This window comes from Methylocystis sp. NC52PC (genome assembly GCF_055698645.1).
Genome location: NZ_CP170127.1, coordinates 3,053,371 through 3,067,350, shown reverse-complemented (window position 1 = coordinate 3,067,350; position 13,980 = coordinate 3,053,371). Strand labels below are relative to the sequence as shown.

Below are 13,980 nucleotides of genomic sequence, written 5' to 3'. Positions count from 1 at the left end.
GCGCGCATGGCGTTGCTCGGCCTCAAGATCGCCGGAACCGCCGCATCGCTGTGGCTGTTTCCGGCCGCCGGCGACTGGCCGGCGCCGCACGCGGGCTTTGCGCGGCTCGCCGCCCTCGTCGTCGCATGGGCGGCAATTTGGGCGTGACGCCCAAGGAAGCGAGACGCGCCGGCGTTTGACCCCGCCCGCGCGTCTCTGGCCGCCCGAATGGATGAAGCAACGGACGGTTGAGCGCAGCCTCAACCAAAACTCTTAACGCATGGTTGGGACCAATGCCGACGCCGCAGCATCATTTGCAGAACGCCTTGGAGACGATCGCGAGTCCCGCCGCAGAGAAGATCGGCTACGTCGTGGCGGGAGGCATGATCACAACGCCCCTTTGGCGGGACCGGTTGCATGAATGGGCGAGTGTCGCGACCGACGTCGCGCCATTCCTGGGCTGCGCCTGGCTCGTCGTGCAGATGATCGCCAAGGTCGTCGAGACCGCCCGGGCCGCGCGGCAAACGGAGGAAAGTGAGCCATAGAGACGCGTCCGGCAGCATAGCCGAACACGCAAAACCCGACGTCAGCCTCAGGCTTAGACCGTCAACGAATATAGCGAGACGATAACCGCAAGTTGAGCGTCATAACAATGGCAAGGCGCGCTGCGCCAAAGCCGGGCGATTTCTTGATCCGATTGACCGAGGCGTTACTTGACAGCCGAAGGCCACACAACCGCGATCCTTGACGCAGTCAGGTTTACGGCCGTGAAATTTATTCTTGGCTACATAACAGCTCTCCTATCCGTCGTCATCGCTGCAGTTATATTCGCAGCCGCTTACGATGTGTCAGCCTCCGCGCCGGAGACGGCGGCAGAAGCGAAGATCCTGCATGCAGTTATGAAAAATTCCGTGAGCGCGCGCGCTGGCGCCCATGAGCGCGAAGCCTGGAGTGATGAGGAATTGCGCAAGGGATTTAAGGGCTATGATGAGATGTGCATTATCTGCCACTCGGCGCCGGGCAAGGAACGCAGGCCCATAAGCAAAGGCATGCGGCCCCAGCCACCGAACCTTGCCGAGGCCTCAAAGCAGTGGACAACGGCCCAGCTCTTCTGGATTATCAAAAACGGGGTCAAGATGACGGGGATGCCCGCTTTTGGGCCGACGCACAGCGACGAAGAAATCTGGAATCTCGTTGGCTTTGTTCGCATTCTACCCGAAATTTCAAGTGATATGTTCCGGGCAATGGAGAATGAGTACAAAGACCCCGGCAAGGCTGAGGAAGAAGGCCATCATCACTAAGCTTTGGCAGCGCATCCAACTCCGCCTCGATCGCGCTTGCAACCCATTTGCTCAGGCTCGGACGACGTATGAATAAGAGCTGACATTGAGGTTGGCAAAAGCGTTGATGTCCGCCTTGTCTCCCACGCAAGGCTTCCCGGTTACGAGTTAAGACTGGCGGCCGTCTAACCCAGTGGGCCTCGGCCGCCAGTCCGGCAATGCGGAGGACAATGCAGATCTGATCTAGATGCGCCCACACATGACGGCATTTGTGGGAAATACGGGGTTGCGCTTGTCTAGCTATCCTCTCGCCTGGCGGCCACCTCCGCAGAACGACGGGACCCGCCGCGAAAAATTTTCCATGCCGCAAGCTATTGTCACAAAGCGAAAGACACCCATCGACAGCACACGCCTGCCCGCTTGTGCGTCCCTGATTCTCCGGAACAAGCAAAAAGGAGCTCGCGTTGGGCGGGTGGCGTTGGGGCTTTGTCCAACATGGGCCTGGTTGACCCTAACCGAGTGGAGTTCTGGCAATGACGAACTCACGCAAGTTTCTTACAACGGCGCTCGCCGCCACCATGGCGATCAGCACGCTGTCAATTTCGACCCCCGCTTCGGCATGGGGCCGCTATGGCTGGGGTCGCCATGCTATGGGTGGTGGCTGGGGACATCGTGGATGGCGTCACGGCTGGGGCTATGGCGGAATGCGTCACGCGTGGGGCTACCGCGGAATGCGTCACGCTTGGGGTTATGGTCGCTGGGGTTATGGCCGATGGGGCTATGGCGCCGGGCTAGGCGGTTTGGCACTTGGCGCGGCGACAACTGGATGCGGCTATTATGGTTCGGCCTATCCCTCTTACGGCTATGGCGGCGGGTGCGGCACTTACGGTTCGGCCTATGGCAGCGGGTGTGGCGTTTATGGTTCGGCCTATGGCAACGGGTGCGGCACTTATGGTTCGGCCTACCCGTCTTACAGCTATGGCAGTGGGTGCGGCACTTACGGTTCGGCCTATCCCTCTTACGGCTATGGCGGCGGGTGCGGCGTTTACGGTTCAGCCTACCCGTCGTACAGCTATGGCAGCGGGTGTAGTTGCTAGTGATTTGGGGCGGCCCGGTCCTTATGGTCTGCGCCGGGCGTAGGCAAAGAGATGCAACCGCACGGAGTGCGGTTGCATCAACCGAGTTTCTCGACGTCACCTTTTCTTTTAGTTTTGCATGACGTCGTCAGCAGCACTCAGTGAACGTAAAAAGTGGAATTTTGTTGATGATGGAAATTCGAAGCGCGCGCTCGCTATGCTGCGCCAGAAGAGGCTCGCGCGCTTTTTAGCTGCCGCTTCAGGTCGTCATGCTGGGCGATCTCTTGGCTGAGCATTTCTGTCAATTTCTTCAGCCTCGCCGCAGCGTGCCCGCTGTCGAGGTCATGGCGCTCGAGCTCTGCAATTTGCCTAATCTGATCGGCGACGTTCATTTCATAGTACGCAACACGCCACTCGATTTGCCCAATTTGAGCTTCCAGCGTTTCGACATCCATGGAGCGCTCCAAGGGCGATAGCCTACCGAAGAAAAAAGCGGCCTGCCGCCCGCACGGAAGTAGACCGCCAAGTTAATCGCGTCCCCCGGGAGTCCCCCGGGCGGGCTGGAAGTAACCAGTTGAATTTCAACGGGTATAGCTGTGGGAAATACGGACCTAGCGAGCCAGCGACGGTCGCGGGCGGCTGCTCGAAGGGCGCGAGAGGCGCCCGCGGCGCGGGGAAAAGCGAGCGGCCAAGACAAACCCCGGCGGCGCTTTGGCGGTCTGTTTCATCGGCTAAACGCCGCGCCTGTCGGGGGCGAGTTGGGGCCGATAAAGTTGCCTTATCGGACATGCCGCTTCGAAGCGCCTCAAAGGACTAATAAGCCTTATTGGGCGTGAGCGGAGTCGGTCGCTATTCGGCGACCTTTCGGGGCACGACATCGTTAGCCAGATGTTGGCAAAAGCATTTCTCAGGAAAACTACTTAACCAATTTGGCTATCCTAATGTGTCGACATTTAGCCGAAAAGGCGCCTACCTGTTTTGCATCGCCAGGATAAATTCCTAGCGGGAGCTAAAAGACTTAGCTTCCTCTTCCTGGAGGGTTTTTTATGAAAAAGCTGCTTCTTGCTTCGGCCGCTGTGGCCCTTTCCGCTAACTTTGCCTTCGCTTATGACCTCAGCCAGTCGCTGAAGCTCCACCAGTCGATCGGCGACACCTCCAAGGGCGGCTTTGCCCTGAACAAGGCGTTCGTCGTGCAGGCGCAGGTTCCGGTCAATACCTCTGGACCGCACACCGACATCACCCAGAAGGCGCACATCGACCAGTCGATCGGCGACACTTCGAAGGGCGGCGACGCCATCAACAAAGCCGTGGTTATCCAGGCTCAGGTTCCGCTGAACTTCGGCGCTCCGTGAGTAGAGATCTCCGGTCTTAGTATGATCGCGGTCAATATGGCCGCGATCTTCATCTCCAAAAGCAATTGCACGGCGGCCTCTCATCGCCATCGACGACGAAAGCGGGGGAATAGAAAAATGAAATATTGGCTTATTCCCGTTCTTGCTTGCATCGGCGTGGGCCAGGCGCACGCGGGCGACTTCATCAGCGTCAAGCCAAGCTTCATCGGCGTCAACTTCGGCAACAATCCGCTCTTGAGCGCCAAGGCCGGGGTGTCGCTGGGGCAACACAACACTGACAACACCACCCAGACCAGCCTCGTCAATTTCTACGGCGTCCAACAAGTCGCCATTGGCAAGGCAGGCAGCTCACTCAGCAACGATACGACGGTCACTCAAGTCGGGAATCAAAGCTACGCGGGCGTCGGCCAGCACATTGAGTCTTTGCCTCCATTGCCATCCGGTCAACCCTAGTTTGCCCGGCGGGCCGATAGACGGGGCGCAGGACACTGACGAGGGCGCGTGGGGGTGGGTCATGGTTGAACCGAATTGGCTTTATGTCGACCATGAATGGCGCAACTCCAAACGTGCGATTTTAGCTTTCCACATAGGAGGCTGGCGCGAAGGCGAGTCGCCGCTAGACGCCCTCGCCCGCGCTCTCGGCGTGCCGATTCAAGAGATTCAATTGGAGTCGGCCGACTCTACGGCCAATGAGCTTGATCACCTTTCAGCCTGTCTGGAGGCGGGCTGGGTTGAGTTTTCAGGGCTTAATATCGCTGAGAGCGTCGCCCTCGTACTATCCGAGCTCAATGAAAAGCTCCGAGTCGTTCCGCCGGAGGTTCGCGCCTTCTTTGACGCTCCGTGCAAGCTCGAGCCCTCACCATCTACCCGTCTCTATAATTACGTGGCGAGCCAAGCGTGCGCCTAATTGGAGTTCGGTTCGAACCACTCCTTGAATGTGACCGCGGCTATCAAGGGGACGCCCCCATCACGCCCGTGCGATGGTGACGCCTCTCAGTCGACCGGCTATGCGTCCATAAGTTGCGTATGGGGACAAGGCGCTCCGACGTCCGAAGGTGCAATAGTCTTTGCTTATCGAACATATCGCCCCTACCCTGAAACGCCCGATAAAATTAAATTATCGGACATGCGCAGCTAGGGTCCGATAGGGTTGCTTTATCGGACGTAGCGCCCCTACCCTCAGCGGGCTGCCGCTAAGACTGGCGACGGTCTCTGCGCCGTCGTTTACGAGGGCCGAGCTTGCTAATGCGCCGCATATCCGTCACGCTCCTCGGCTCTCTCTGGGCGCTCGGCTGGTCTAAGGATTCTTCAAATCACCACTCAGCCTCTCGACCCGCACTATGCCGCAGTGCTCGCGCAAGCGATCGTAGACACTGTGCGCGACCCTTTGCTTGTGCTTGACTGCAATTTTAACATAGCCGCGGCTAGCCGGTCTTTCCTTCGCGACTTCAAGGTCGCTTCCGAAGATGTCGTCGACAATTCGGTCTATGAGATCTTGGGCGGCGGCTTCAATCTTGCCGGATTGGCTGAGCTGTTGGGCAAGGTCTTGCCTGAGCACGCAGGCCCGGAAAACTTTGAAGTCGAAGCGGAGTTTCCGCGTATTGGACGGCGCATCCTGGTCGTTGGCGTGCGCGAAGTGTTCTTCGCCCGCAACGTGCACAAGGCGATCTTGCTGTCTTTTCAGGATATAACGCATCGTCGTTTTATTGAAAAGGAAAAGGAATCTCTCTTAAACGAGACACGTAGGCTACTTCAAGAAAAGCAAGTGTTGCTGCTGGAAATGCAACATCGTGTCTTCAACAGCCTCCAAATCATTGCCAACATACTGATGATGAAGACGCGCGAGACGACGTCGGAAGAGGCTCGCCAGCATCTCGAGGACGCCTACTCTCGCGTTATGTCGGTAGCCACATTGCAACGGCACATCGACGATGCAGCGAAGACGAAAGTCGTTGACGTAGTTCCCTATTTTACGACGATTTGCGACAGCCTCGCGAGCTCGATGATTGGCGGGGAACGACAGATCGCGCTCCATTATAAAATTGAGGATGCCTCCGTGCCGTCGACACAGGCTGTGAGTCTTGGTTTAATCGTAACTGAGCTCGTCATCAATGCCTTGAAATACGCTTTTCCGTCGGATCGTCCAGACGCCGAGATTCTGGTCAAATACGAGACCCAGGGCACGAATTGGCGGCTTACGGTGTCGGACAATGGCATTGGACGACCGGAGCAGGGAACCGGGTCTCTTGATGGCCTAGGCAGCACCCTTGTGAAAGCGCTGACGCAACAAATGAAAGCGCAGATAGAAACGGAGAGCGGTCCGAACGGCCTATCTGTCTCGATCACGCACGCTTCCTTTAGCCCCACGCCAGCTTCTTAAGCGAATTCCGTTCGTACAAGCAGCACTTGAAATTGACGGAAGGCGCGCTGCATTGCGGCCCAGCCTCCGGCCTCGGCGCGGCGATTTATCTCGGGCTTTAAGCGCTCGACACCGCGTGCAGTCGCCTCGGGTAGAGCATTGGCGTCGTAGCCCTTGTCAGCGAGCAGCATGGCGCCCTTCGGCAGATCGGCGATCATCTCCGGCGCGTTTTCAATTTCGCTCTTTTGCCCTGCCTCAATTTGAGCTTCAGAGGCCGGTCTTTCTTATCGACGAGCGCTTGGATTTTTGTCGTGAGGCCGCCTCGGGAGCGACCCAAACATCGATCTCGATCCCCTTTTTGCCGTAGCCCTGCTGATGGACGCGAACGATGAGGTATCGATCATTTGAACGTTGCCGTCATGGGCTTGAATGATGGCAGCCGTCAGGCGATCCCAGACCCAGCATTCCGCCATCGGTTGAATCGGTTATAGACGGTCGTGCGGGGACCGTAGCGCTCGGGCAGGTCGCCCCAGGGCGCGCCCGACCGCAACATCCAGAACATGCCATTTCAGAACACACCTGTCATCGACCCGCGGATCCCCGCGCGGCTTATGGGGGACGCCCTAGAGACCATATTCTCACCAATACGATCCTTCGTGGGCAAGGAATCGCTTTTGCGGATCGCCCCACCTGATACGATGATGTTTAGATATCTTCTAACAGACCGGTAGAGGCATGCTATGCTTAGACGTCTATTCGAGGGTTATATATTCTCCATTCGCTGGTTGCTGCTTCCGTTTATATTGATGCTTAGCATCGGCGTGGTCGGCCTCATGCTGAAAGGGGCGAAAAATACGCTGAGCTTCATTCAGGAAATATACTCTGGAAAAAATGAATACATGAAAGGTGCGGTGCTAGAGCAGATTGACCTGACTCTCATTGCCGCGCTGGTAATCTTAGTTGCGATTTCGGTTTACGGCAATTTTGTTTCCACCCTCAGCCGCGAAGGTTTAGGCGGAAAACCAACCTGGATGACGGATGTGGATTTCACGAATCTAAAATTGAAGCTTCTGACCACACTTGTTGTAATATCGGCTGTAAGACTTCTTGAAGTTTTTATGGACATTCAGCGATTTGACGACCGCGATCTATATTTTTACATCTTCATGCATCTAACCCTCGTAGTTTCTCGGCTAGCCATGGGATTCTCCCAACAGGCCAGTGACAAGGGGTGATCCGGGCAGGGATTTTCAGACTGCGTTTTGCTACACCCTGGGGCGTAGAATAACCTCGCACATAAAGGCACACAGCAACGAGTTTTCCGCGCCCGACCGCAACACCCAGAAATTGCCGTTCAGAACGCACCGGTCATCGACCCGCGGAACCCCGCTCGGCTTATTGGGGAGATCCGGCTCTATCGCTAACCCCCCGCTGCGACTTCATAAGCTTTGCCGTCCGTGAAGTGCTAATCGAAATTGAGCCGCGCTACATCTCGGTCCCAGCGATGAGCATTTTGCTGTAATTTCTCTGTTAAGGATCGCTAAACCCAAAATAAATCAACGTCACTAGACTCCGGCCAGGGGCACCAAGTTCGCCCTCCACCGGCGCGGAAACCCAGTCGGCCCTTAGCGCCGCCAAGTGCCAGCTACCGGACCGAAGTGCGTCGGCTTTTCAAGTGCGACGTTGTACAATGATTGTAAAAGCCACCGAAATATCAGATAAAATCAATAGTCAATCGCTCCTACTCGGGGAGCCACTTCCACGGATTCGCGACACAACCCAAGGCCTCGCGAGAGCGCCTCTCCGGGCGTCATCCGGCCTTGCCGGACCAACTCTCACGGCGTCTCATCACGAGCACTTGCCGTGAGAATCGCAGTGCGTCGAATAGCATTCATAGTACCAGACCGAGTAATCGACTTCGTGGGCGGGGGAGCGACAATCCGGGCTCGCCGGCACGACGCATTTCTTTTTCTTCGGAGTGCAGCGCGCCTCCCAGCAATATCCGACCGCTGGCTGAGCTTTCGCCGGCTCGGAGCTTTCCTGCTTTGACGGGGCCGACGCCTTGTCTTTGTCTTTGGCGCTGGCGGGAAACGTCGCGCTGACGAAGCAAATCGCCAGCGTCGCCAAGAACCGGGCAACGGACATGACAGCCTCCGGCGCCGCCAACTCAGCCACGTCGCGGGCCCGCGCGGCAAGGACCGCTCAGGAACAATCCGCTTCGAAATGTAGAAGCTGGCGGGCAGACGACCAGCGCAGCGGCCGCACGTCTCTCGTTCCGAGCGCCGTTCGCCCGAACGGCGGCGGCCCAGCAGCGTCCCCCACCCTACCGCCGGCCGCTGGCCTTGCGCGACGGGGCCTCGAGCGACGCGGGCTCGAAGGGCGGCGAGAAGGGGGACTCCAGCGCCATGACCAGCTTGACGAGATCCGCCTGCCGGGTGGCGCCGGTCTTCTGGAAGATGCTCTTGAGATAGCCTTTGACCGTGCCTTCGCTCAACCCGAGCGCCCGCGCCGTCGCCGGCACCCCGCCGACCTCGGTGATCGACAGCAGGACGGAGGTCTCGCGCGCCGTCAGTCCGTACAATGCGGAGGCGACGCCGGCGTCGGCGTCGACGCCGAGGGAAAAGCTGCGCACGAAGAGGGCGCCGCCGCCTTGCGGGAATGGCAGCACATGAACGACGCAGCAGCGCTCCTCGCCGCTCTTGAGCATAATGGCCAGACTATCCGCCCGAGCGCTTGCGCCCGCGCTCAAGGCCGCCTGCAGAGCCTCGCGGGCGCGGGGATCGGTCACGGCCAGCGCGCCGTCGGAAACCGAAAGCGCCGGATGCCGCTCCAGCATGCGCTCCGCGCCCTGATTGAGATAGGAAACGCCCATGTCCCGGTCGAGGAGGATGATGGGCGTCGCAAGGCAATTGAAAAGATCGGTCAGTCGGCGAATGAGATCCGACTCGTCCGGGTTCGGGTGCGCGGCGCGGGCGAGGTAAGGCAGGAATTTGGACAAGGTTTCCTTTGTCTGCGCGTCGACCGGTCCGGCTCGAGCGGCGCGCAGCGCAACGAAGATGCAGGCGCCCTTGCGGGATTGATCGATCACCGCTCCGACGATGTCAGCGAGCCCGTAGGGCTCCATCCAGCGCTGAAAGAACGCGCTGTTGCGGAATCGCTCCGGAGAAACGAAGTCGGCCGAAGAGTAAACGCGTCCCACGCCCGTTTTGCACAATACGCGCGCCCGAAGAGGGGCGAGCTTCGGACGATTGCGAAGATACTCGACGAGCCATGCGCCATTCGCGTCGGTGGAATATCTCAACTCGGGCAGAGTTGACGCGCGGTCGTCGAAGATCAGCGCTGCGAATGTCGTGTCGAGCCGGCGAGCGATATGGGCCAAAGCGTCGGGCCAGCGACGGCGATCGCGACCGGCGGCGTCAATGGAAGCGATAACCCTGTCGTCGTCGCGCGTGCTCTCGATCATCTTCTCGCCGCGTCAAACCGCCGCGCCGCCACACGCAGTAACGGCGGCGGCTCGCAAGGCGCAGGCGCTTTTCTAGTAACCCAGGGAAGAAAAAGGCCTACGCCGCCTACGTAGGAAGCTGCAGCTTAGAGAAAGCGTGGCGCGGCTGCAACATAGGTTTGCAATTCGCATACGCACGGCTCTGCCCCTCCCGATCGAGGGGATTTACACTTCGCTGCTCAGCGTATCCTCAGCAAGAATCATGGCGCGTCTCGCGCTGTGGTCCAAGGTACGGAAAGAAAATGCGCGGCGGGATGTGCAGCCAGAAAGGGAAAGCGGGATCAAGCGCCGCGATGCTCGGCGTCTTACTATTCGCCCTCTCGCTTTTCCTGCATCTCGCGACAGCGGCCGAATATGCGGGGCATGGCGACGGCGCGTGGTTCTGCACGCCGCAATCCCAAGTTCATGCGCCGCTCTCCGGCGAAGCGGCCCCTGCGCAGGATCAGGGGCGCGGCGCGACCCATTGTAACGACTGCGCCCCCGGCCAATCGCCGGCGCTGCCCGCGCCTCTGGCGCTTACCGGCTTTACGTCTCCCGCCGCCGTTGCGCCCCGCGTCGCCGGCGGCCGGGTCAATCTACGCGACGCAAGGCGACCCGGCCAAGCGCTCGCGCGCGCGCCGCCCGTCTACTCCTGATCCATCGCTTTGAATTCGCGGCAGGTCGCCGCGCTGCGTTGCACCGCCCAGGAGGGCGGATCGGGAGAATTTTGCCATGTCACGTGTTACCCTTGCCGGAGGCGTCAGCGCCTGCGCCTTGACTCTCGCGCTCACTTTCGCCGCACAGGCGCAAACAGCCCTGCCGCCGCTGACTGTCGGGGCGGCCCGTCCCGCGACTCCCGGGCCGACGACCGCCCCCGCCGCGACGACGTCCAAGGAGCCGTCGCCCGACGAGGTGGTCGTCACCCAGAAGCAGATCGTGCCGGAGAAGCCGCCCCAGTCCGACACCGCGCAGATTCTCGCGCGTGAGCCCGGCGTGAGCGTTCAGACCGGCGGCGGCGTGTCCGGCCTGCCGGCCATCCGCGGCCTCGCAGACGACCGCCTGAAAATCGTCGTGGGCGGAGTGCAGACGACGTCGAGCTGCGCCAACCACATGAATTCGCCACTGAGCTACACGGACCCGAACACGATCGGCAAGGTCGACGTGGTCTATGGCGTGTCTTCCGTGAGCAAAGGCGGCGACTCGATCGGCGGCTCGATTCTGGTCACGCCCAAATCCCCCGTCTTTGCGACGCCGGTCGTCGAATTGAGCGGGTCGCCAGGCGGGAGACCCGCGCCCGCGGCGGCGCCGGTCAGTCCCTATCCGCCCGTCCCCTTCCTGCCGATTCCTGCGCCCGGGACGCTGCGCTTCGGACCCAACAAGGAAGTGCTGGCGACGGGAACCCTCTCCTCCTTCTATCGTGGCAACAACAACGGCGTCGGCGTCTCCGCCACGCTCAATGTCGCCAATGACCATTGGAGCCTGCTCTATAACGGCTCATGGCAGCGGGCCGGGAATTACAACGCCGGCGGCAATGGCGGCCCTGTGTTCTCGACGAACTTCCTGTCGGAAAATCATGCCGCGACCCTCGGCTATCAGAACGACGGGCACCTCTTCACCTTCCGCGGAACCTACCAGAACATCCCCTATCAGGGCTTCCCGAACCAGCGCATGGACATGACCCGCAACCGGGCCTATTCGCTGGAAGCCAATTACAAGGGCAACTTCTCCTGGGGCTTCCTCGAAGCGCGCGCCTATTGGAACCAGGTCTTCCACAAGATGGGCTTCCTCGAGGACCGCGCTTTCCTCAATCACCCGATGATCGCTCTGGGCCGGGACTTCGGCTATTCGCTGAAAGCCGAAATCCCCTATACGGACGTCGACCTGATCCGCCTCGGCAACGAGTTCCACGGTTACCGGCTACAGGACTATTGGCCGGCCGACTGGACCGGATATCCTCGCAACTTGTCGAGGCCCTTCTCGCAGGTCAACATCAACGCCGGGCAGCGCAACCGGATCGGAACCTACGCCGAATGGGAGCGCATCTGGACGCCGCAATGGACGACCTTGCTCGGCGTGCGCAACGATATCGTCTGGATGGACACCGGACCGGGCCTAAGCTACACGCCCTTCCGCTATCCCAACTTTGCGTTCACCAATCTGAGCGCCTTGAACGTCAACGCGGTCACGCTGTTCAACGCGCAGGACCGCGAGCGCACGGACGTCAATTTCGACATGACGGCGTTGGCGCGCTACGCGCCGGAGCCGGGCTCGCTCTACGAAGTAGGCTACTCCCGCAAGACCCGTTCGCCCAATCTCTACGAACGCTACACCTGGCCGGTGGCCGGCGCCTTCACCGCCATGTTCAACTGGTTCGGCGACGGCAACGGCTACACCGGCAACCTCAATCTGAAGCCGGAGGTCGCGCATAATTTCTCCGTGACGGCGAATTGGCGCGACACGTCGGGGGCCAACGCCTGGGAAGCGCGCGTCTCGCCTTTCTTCAGCTATATCGAGAACTTCATCGACGGCGCCCGCACGGGCCTGACCTTCAACACCTTCCCCGTGGCGAACAGCTATGTGTTCCAGATCTTGCAGTTCCGCAATTACAAGGCGCAGCTCTACGGCGTCGACGCAGGCGGCCGCCTGAAACTGCACGATTCCCCCGAATATGGCGTGCTGACGGGCTATGGCGTGTTCAGCTTCGTTTATGGCCGCAATCTCGACATCGGCAATCCGGCGCATTGCGCGCCGGCCAATGGCGTTTGCTCCCTCACCTCTTTCCTCGTGAAGCGGGGCGACGGCATTTGGAACCTGATGCCGGCGAACGCCCGCATCGGCCTCGAGCATCATTTCGGCGGCCTCGAAATGGCGGCCGAGACGCAACTCGTCGCCGCCAAGGACCATGTTTCCGCCAACAAGGGCGAGTTCACGACGCCCGCCTATGCGCTCTTGAATCTGCGTGCGGCCTATGAGTGGAGCAATCTGCGCGTCGACCTCGGCGTCGACAATGTCACAAACGCTCTCTACTCGCTGCCGATGGGTGGTTTCGATCTGACGAATTACGCCCGCACCGCCGCCTTCTTCGGCGCGGGGGCCGGTCTGCTGAGCGTCAGGCAGGTGCCCGGCATGGGACGCAATTTCTATGCAGGACTGACGGTGAAGTTCTAGAATAAGACGCGGCGCGCGACCGGCGCGCCGCGTCGCATTGGAAAACATCCATGAACCGCACGTCGGCATTCTTGCTTCTTGCACTGCTCGCACCCGCGCCGGCGGTGGCGGAAATCCTCGGCGCAAACCCCTCGCGCGCGGTGCAGAAGCGGAGATGAGGGCGTCCCTGAAGGAAATCGCGCTTGCGGATGAAAGCGGCGCGCCCTTCGATCTGCGCGCGGCGATGGCGAACGGGAAACCGACCCTCGTGTCGCTATGGGCGCATTGGTGTCCCAACTGCATTGCGGAGATTGCCGGTTTCAAAGCGATCGCGGCGACCTGCCCCCAGCGCTGGAATATTGTCTTCGTTTCGGCGCGCCCCGGCGATTACGCGAAGGATCTGGCCAAATTCAGCCGTTACCGGCTCCCCTGGCCGATCCACCGCGTCGGCGACGCTGCGAAGTCCAGCCCGGCGCAGGCGAAAGCCGCAAGGGCCTTCTACGGGACGACCGCGGACGGCGGCGTCTCGACGCCCTTGCATTATCTCCTGTCGTCCTCGGGCGTGGTGAACGCCATCGTCAACGGCAGACTGAATTTCGAAGAGCCGGCTCGACTCGCCGCCTTCTGCGCGCTCTAAGCCTTTAGGCGGCCCCCTTGGCGATTGCCTTTTTGGCAAGAGCAATCGCGTCGGTTGTCGCGAACTTCGTGATCCCCTCGCCGGCTTCGGCGAAAGCCGCGCCGATCCGGTTGTAGCCGATCGCCGCCGGAATGGCCGCCGCAAGCCCGTAGGCTGTCGCCGCCAGCGCCTCCGCAATGCCCGGCGCGACGACCGTCAGGCCGGTCTCCTGCGTGTGCGCGATGTTCGAGAAGCTGGACATGATTCCCCAGACTGTGCCGAAGAGGCCGACAAAAGGTCCCACGGAAGAGACGATCGCCAGATTCGACAGCCCGCCCCTCGCGGCGGCGAGGAATTCGCGCGCCGCCCGGTTCATTTGCTTGGAAATGCGTTCTCGCTTCTGAACTTCGGTTTCGCCCGGCAAAGAGACGCGCAGGGCGGCTTCGCCTTCGACGGCGATCGGCCATAAGACCCCGATCGGCCCTCCGGCGTCGGCGGACTTCAAAGATCGCGAAAGGCGAACGAGCACGAAGACGCCGTCGATGATCAGAAACCAGGTCCATACCGAGGCCATGATCAGCACGGCCATCACGACCTTGCTCACGGGCCCGGCGTTCAGGAACATGACCGTCGGCGAAAGCGAATTGACGATCAGCGGCGAAAGCGAATGGTCCATCGAAGTCTCTTTCT

Annotated in this window: 17 protein-coding genes and 1 pseudogene; 11 read left to right on the top strand and 7 right to left on the bottom strand. The window is 60.3% G+C overall.

All coding sequences use genetic code 11. The features are described from left to right. The first annotated feature begins 6 nt into the window (after nt 1–6). From ACETII_RS16875 to ACETII_RS16865, 3 genes are all read left to right on the top strand, one after another. Complete coding sequence (locus tag ACETII_RS16875) at nt 7–147, top strand: hypothetical protein (protein WP_472786270.1); 141 nt, start codon at nt 7–9, stop codon at nt 145–147. 125 nt (nt 148–272) lie between these two features. Continuing rightward, nucleotides 273–524, top strand: a complete 252-nt coding sequence (locus ACETII_RS16870) for a hypothetical protein (RefSeq protein ID WP_472786269.1) — start codon at nt 273–275, stop codon at nt 522–524. Between the two features lie 222 nt (nt 525–746). Beyond that, nucleotides 747–1,280, top strand: coding sequence for a c-type cytochrome (locus ACETII_RS16865; protein WP_472786268.1), 534 nt, complete (start codon nt 747–749; stop codon nt 1,278–1,280). Nucleotides 1,281–2,550: 1,270 nt separating this feature from the next. Here the strand turns inward: ACETII_RS16865 and ACETII_RS16860 are convergent. Next, on the bottom strand, nt 2,551–2,790 hold the full coding sequence (locus ACETII_RS16860; protein ID WP_472786267.1) for a hypothetical protein: 240 nt from the start codon (nt 2,788–2,790) through the stop codon (nt 2,551–2,553). 591 nt (nt 2,791–3,381) lie between these two features. Between ACETII_RS16860 and ACETII_RS16855 the strand changes: the two genes are divergently transcribed. From ACETII_RS16855 to ACETII_RS16840, 4 genes are all read left to right on the top strand, one after another. Then, the gene (locus tag ACETII_RS16855) at nt 3,382–3,687 is read left to right on the top strand and encodes a hypothetical protein (RefSeq protein ID WP_472786266.1); all 306 of its coding nucleotides are present in this window, start codon (nt 3,382–3,384) and stop codon (nt 3,685–3,687) included. Between the two features lie 117 nt (nt 3,688–3,804). Continuing rightward, nucleotides 3,805–4,140 carry a hypothetical protein gene (locus ACETII_RS16850; protein ID WP_472786265.1) on the top strand — a complete coding sequence of 112 codons (336 nt, stop codon included), beginning with the start codon at nt 3,805–3,807 and terminating at the stop codon, nt 4,138–4,140. 61 nt (nt 4,141–4,201) lie between these two features. Next, nucleotides 4,202–4,594, top strand: a complete 393-nt coding sequence (locus ACETII_RS16845; RefSeq protein ID WP_472786264.1) for a hypothetical protein — start codon at nt 4,202–4,204, stop codon at nt 4,592–4,594. 468 nt (nt 4,595–5,062) lie between these two features. Continuing rightward, nucleotides 5,063–6,067 (top strand): sensor histidine kinase, encoded by a 1,005-nt coding sequence (locus ACETII_RS16840; protein ID WP_472786263.1) that lies wholly within the window; start codon nt 5,063–5,065, stop codon nt 6,065–6,067. Here ACETII_RS16840 and ACETII_RS16835 read toward each other — a convergent pair. Both ACETII_RS16835 and ACETII_RS16830 read right to left on the bottom strand, forming a co-directional pair. Next, nucleotides 6,064–6,264 (bottom strand): hypothetical protein, encoded by a 201-nt coding sequence (locus tag ACETII_RS16835; RefSeq protein ID WP_472786262.1) that lies wholly within the window; start codon nt 6,262–6,264, stop codon nt 6,064–6,066. The two genes, ACETII_RS16840 and ACETII_RS16835, sit on opposite strands and share 4 nt — an antisense overlap. A gap of 224 nt (nt 6,265–6,488) precedes the next feature. Next, a complete protein-coding gene (locus ACETII_RS16830) occupies nt 6,489–6,608 on the bottom strand; it encodes a transposase (RefSeq protein ID WP_472786261.1) in 120 nt (39 codons plus the stop codon). Nucleotides 6,609–6,786: 178 nt separating this feature from the next. Here ACETII_RS16830 and ACETII_RS16825 point away from each other — a divergent pair, with 178 nt between their 5' ends. Next, entirely contained in the window at nt 6,787–7,281 is a 495-nt protein-coding gene (locus ACETII_RS16825) for a YqhA family protein (RefSeq protein ID WP_472786260.1), read from the top strand. Nucleotides 7,282–7,368: 87 nt separating this feature from the next. Here the strand turns inward: ACETII_RS16825 and ACETII_RS16820 are convergent. The 3 genes and pseudogenes from ACETII_RS16820 to ACETII_RS16810 form a co-directional block, all read right to left on the bottom strand. After that, nucleotides 7,369–7,464 (bottom strand): annotated as a pseudogene (locus ACETII_RS16820) (IS5/IS1182 family transposase); the annotation flags it as partial. 430 nt (nt 7,465–7,894) lie between these two features. Continuing rightward, a complete protein-coding gene (locus ACETII_RS16815) occupies nt 7,895–8,221 on the bottom strand; it encodes a hypothetical protein (RefSeq protein WP_472786259.1) in 327 nt (108 codons plus the stop codon). Between the two features lie 148 nt (nt 8,222–8,369). Next, nucleotides 8,370–9,509, bottom strand: a complete 1,140-nt coding sequence (locus tag ACETII_RS16810) for a helix-turn-helix transcriptional regulator (protein WP_472786258.1) — start codon at nt 9,507–9,509, stop codon at nt 8,370–8,372. A gap of 332 nt (nt 9,510–9,841) precedes the next feature. On the opposite strand from ACETII_RS16810, the gene ACETII_RS16805 reads away from it, so the two are divergent. The 3 genes from ACETII_RS16805 (at nt 9,842) to ACETII_RS16795 (ending at nt 13,311) form a co-directional block, all read left to right on the top strand. Then, on the top strand, nt 9,842–10,183 hold the full coding sequence (locus ACETII_RS16805) for a hypothetical protein (RefSeq protein ID WP_472786257.1): 342 nt from the start codon (nt 9,842–9,844) through the stop codon (nt 10,181–10,183). Between the two features lie 76 nt (nt 10,184–10,259). Next, nucleotides 10,260–12,695, top strand: a complete 2,436-nt coding sequence (locus tag ACETII_RS16800; protein ID WP_472786256.1) for a TonB-dependent receptor — start codon at nt 10,260–10,262, stop codon at nt 12,693–12,695. A 154-nt stretch (nt 12,696–12,849) separates the two neighbouring features. Continuing rightward, the gene (locus ACETII_RS16795) at nt 12,850–13,311 is read left to right on the top strand and encodes a TlpA family protein disulfide reductase (RefSeq protein WP_472786255.1); all 462 of its coding nucleotides are present in this window, start codon (nt 12,850–12,852) and stop codon (nt 13,309–13,311) included. Between the two features lie 4 nt (nt 13,312–13,315). Here ACETII_RS16795 and ACETII_RS16790 read toward each other — a convergent pair whose 3' ends face one another. Beyond that, nucleotides 13,316–13,966: a MotA/TolQ/ExbB proton channel family protein gene (locus ACETII_RS16790; RefSeq protein ID WP_472786254.1), complete on the bottom strand. Its 651-nt coding sequence runs from the start codon at nt 13,964–13,966 to the stop codon at nt 13,316–13,318. Nucleotides 13,967–13,980 lie beyond the last annotated feature (14 nt).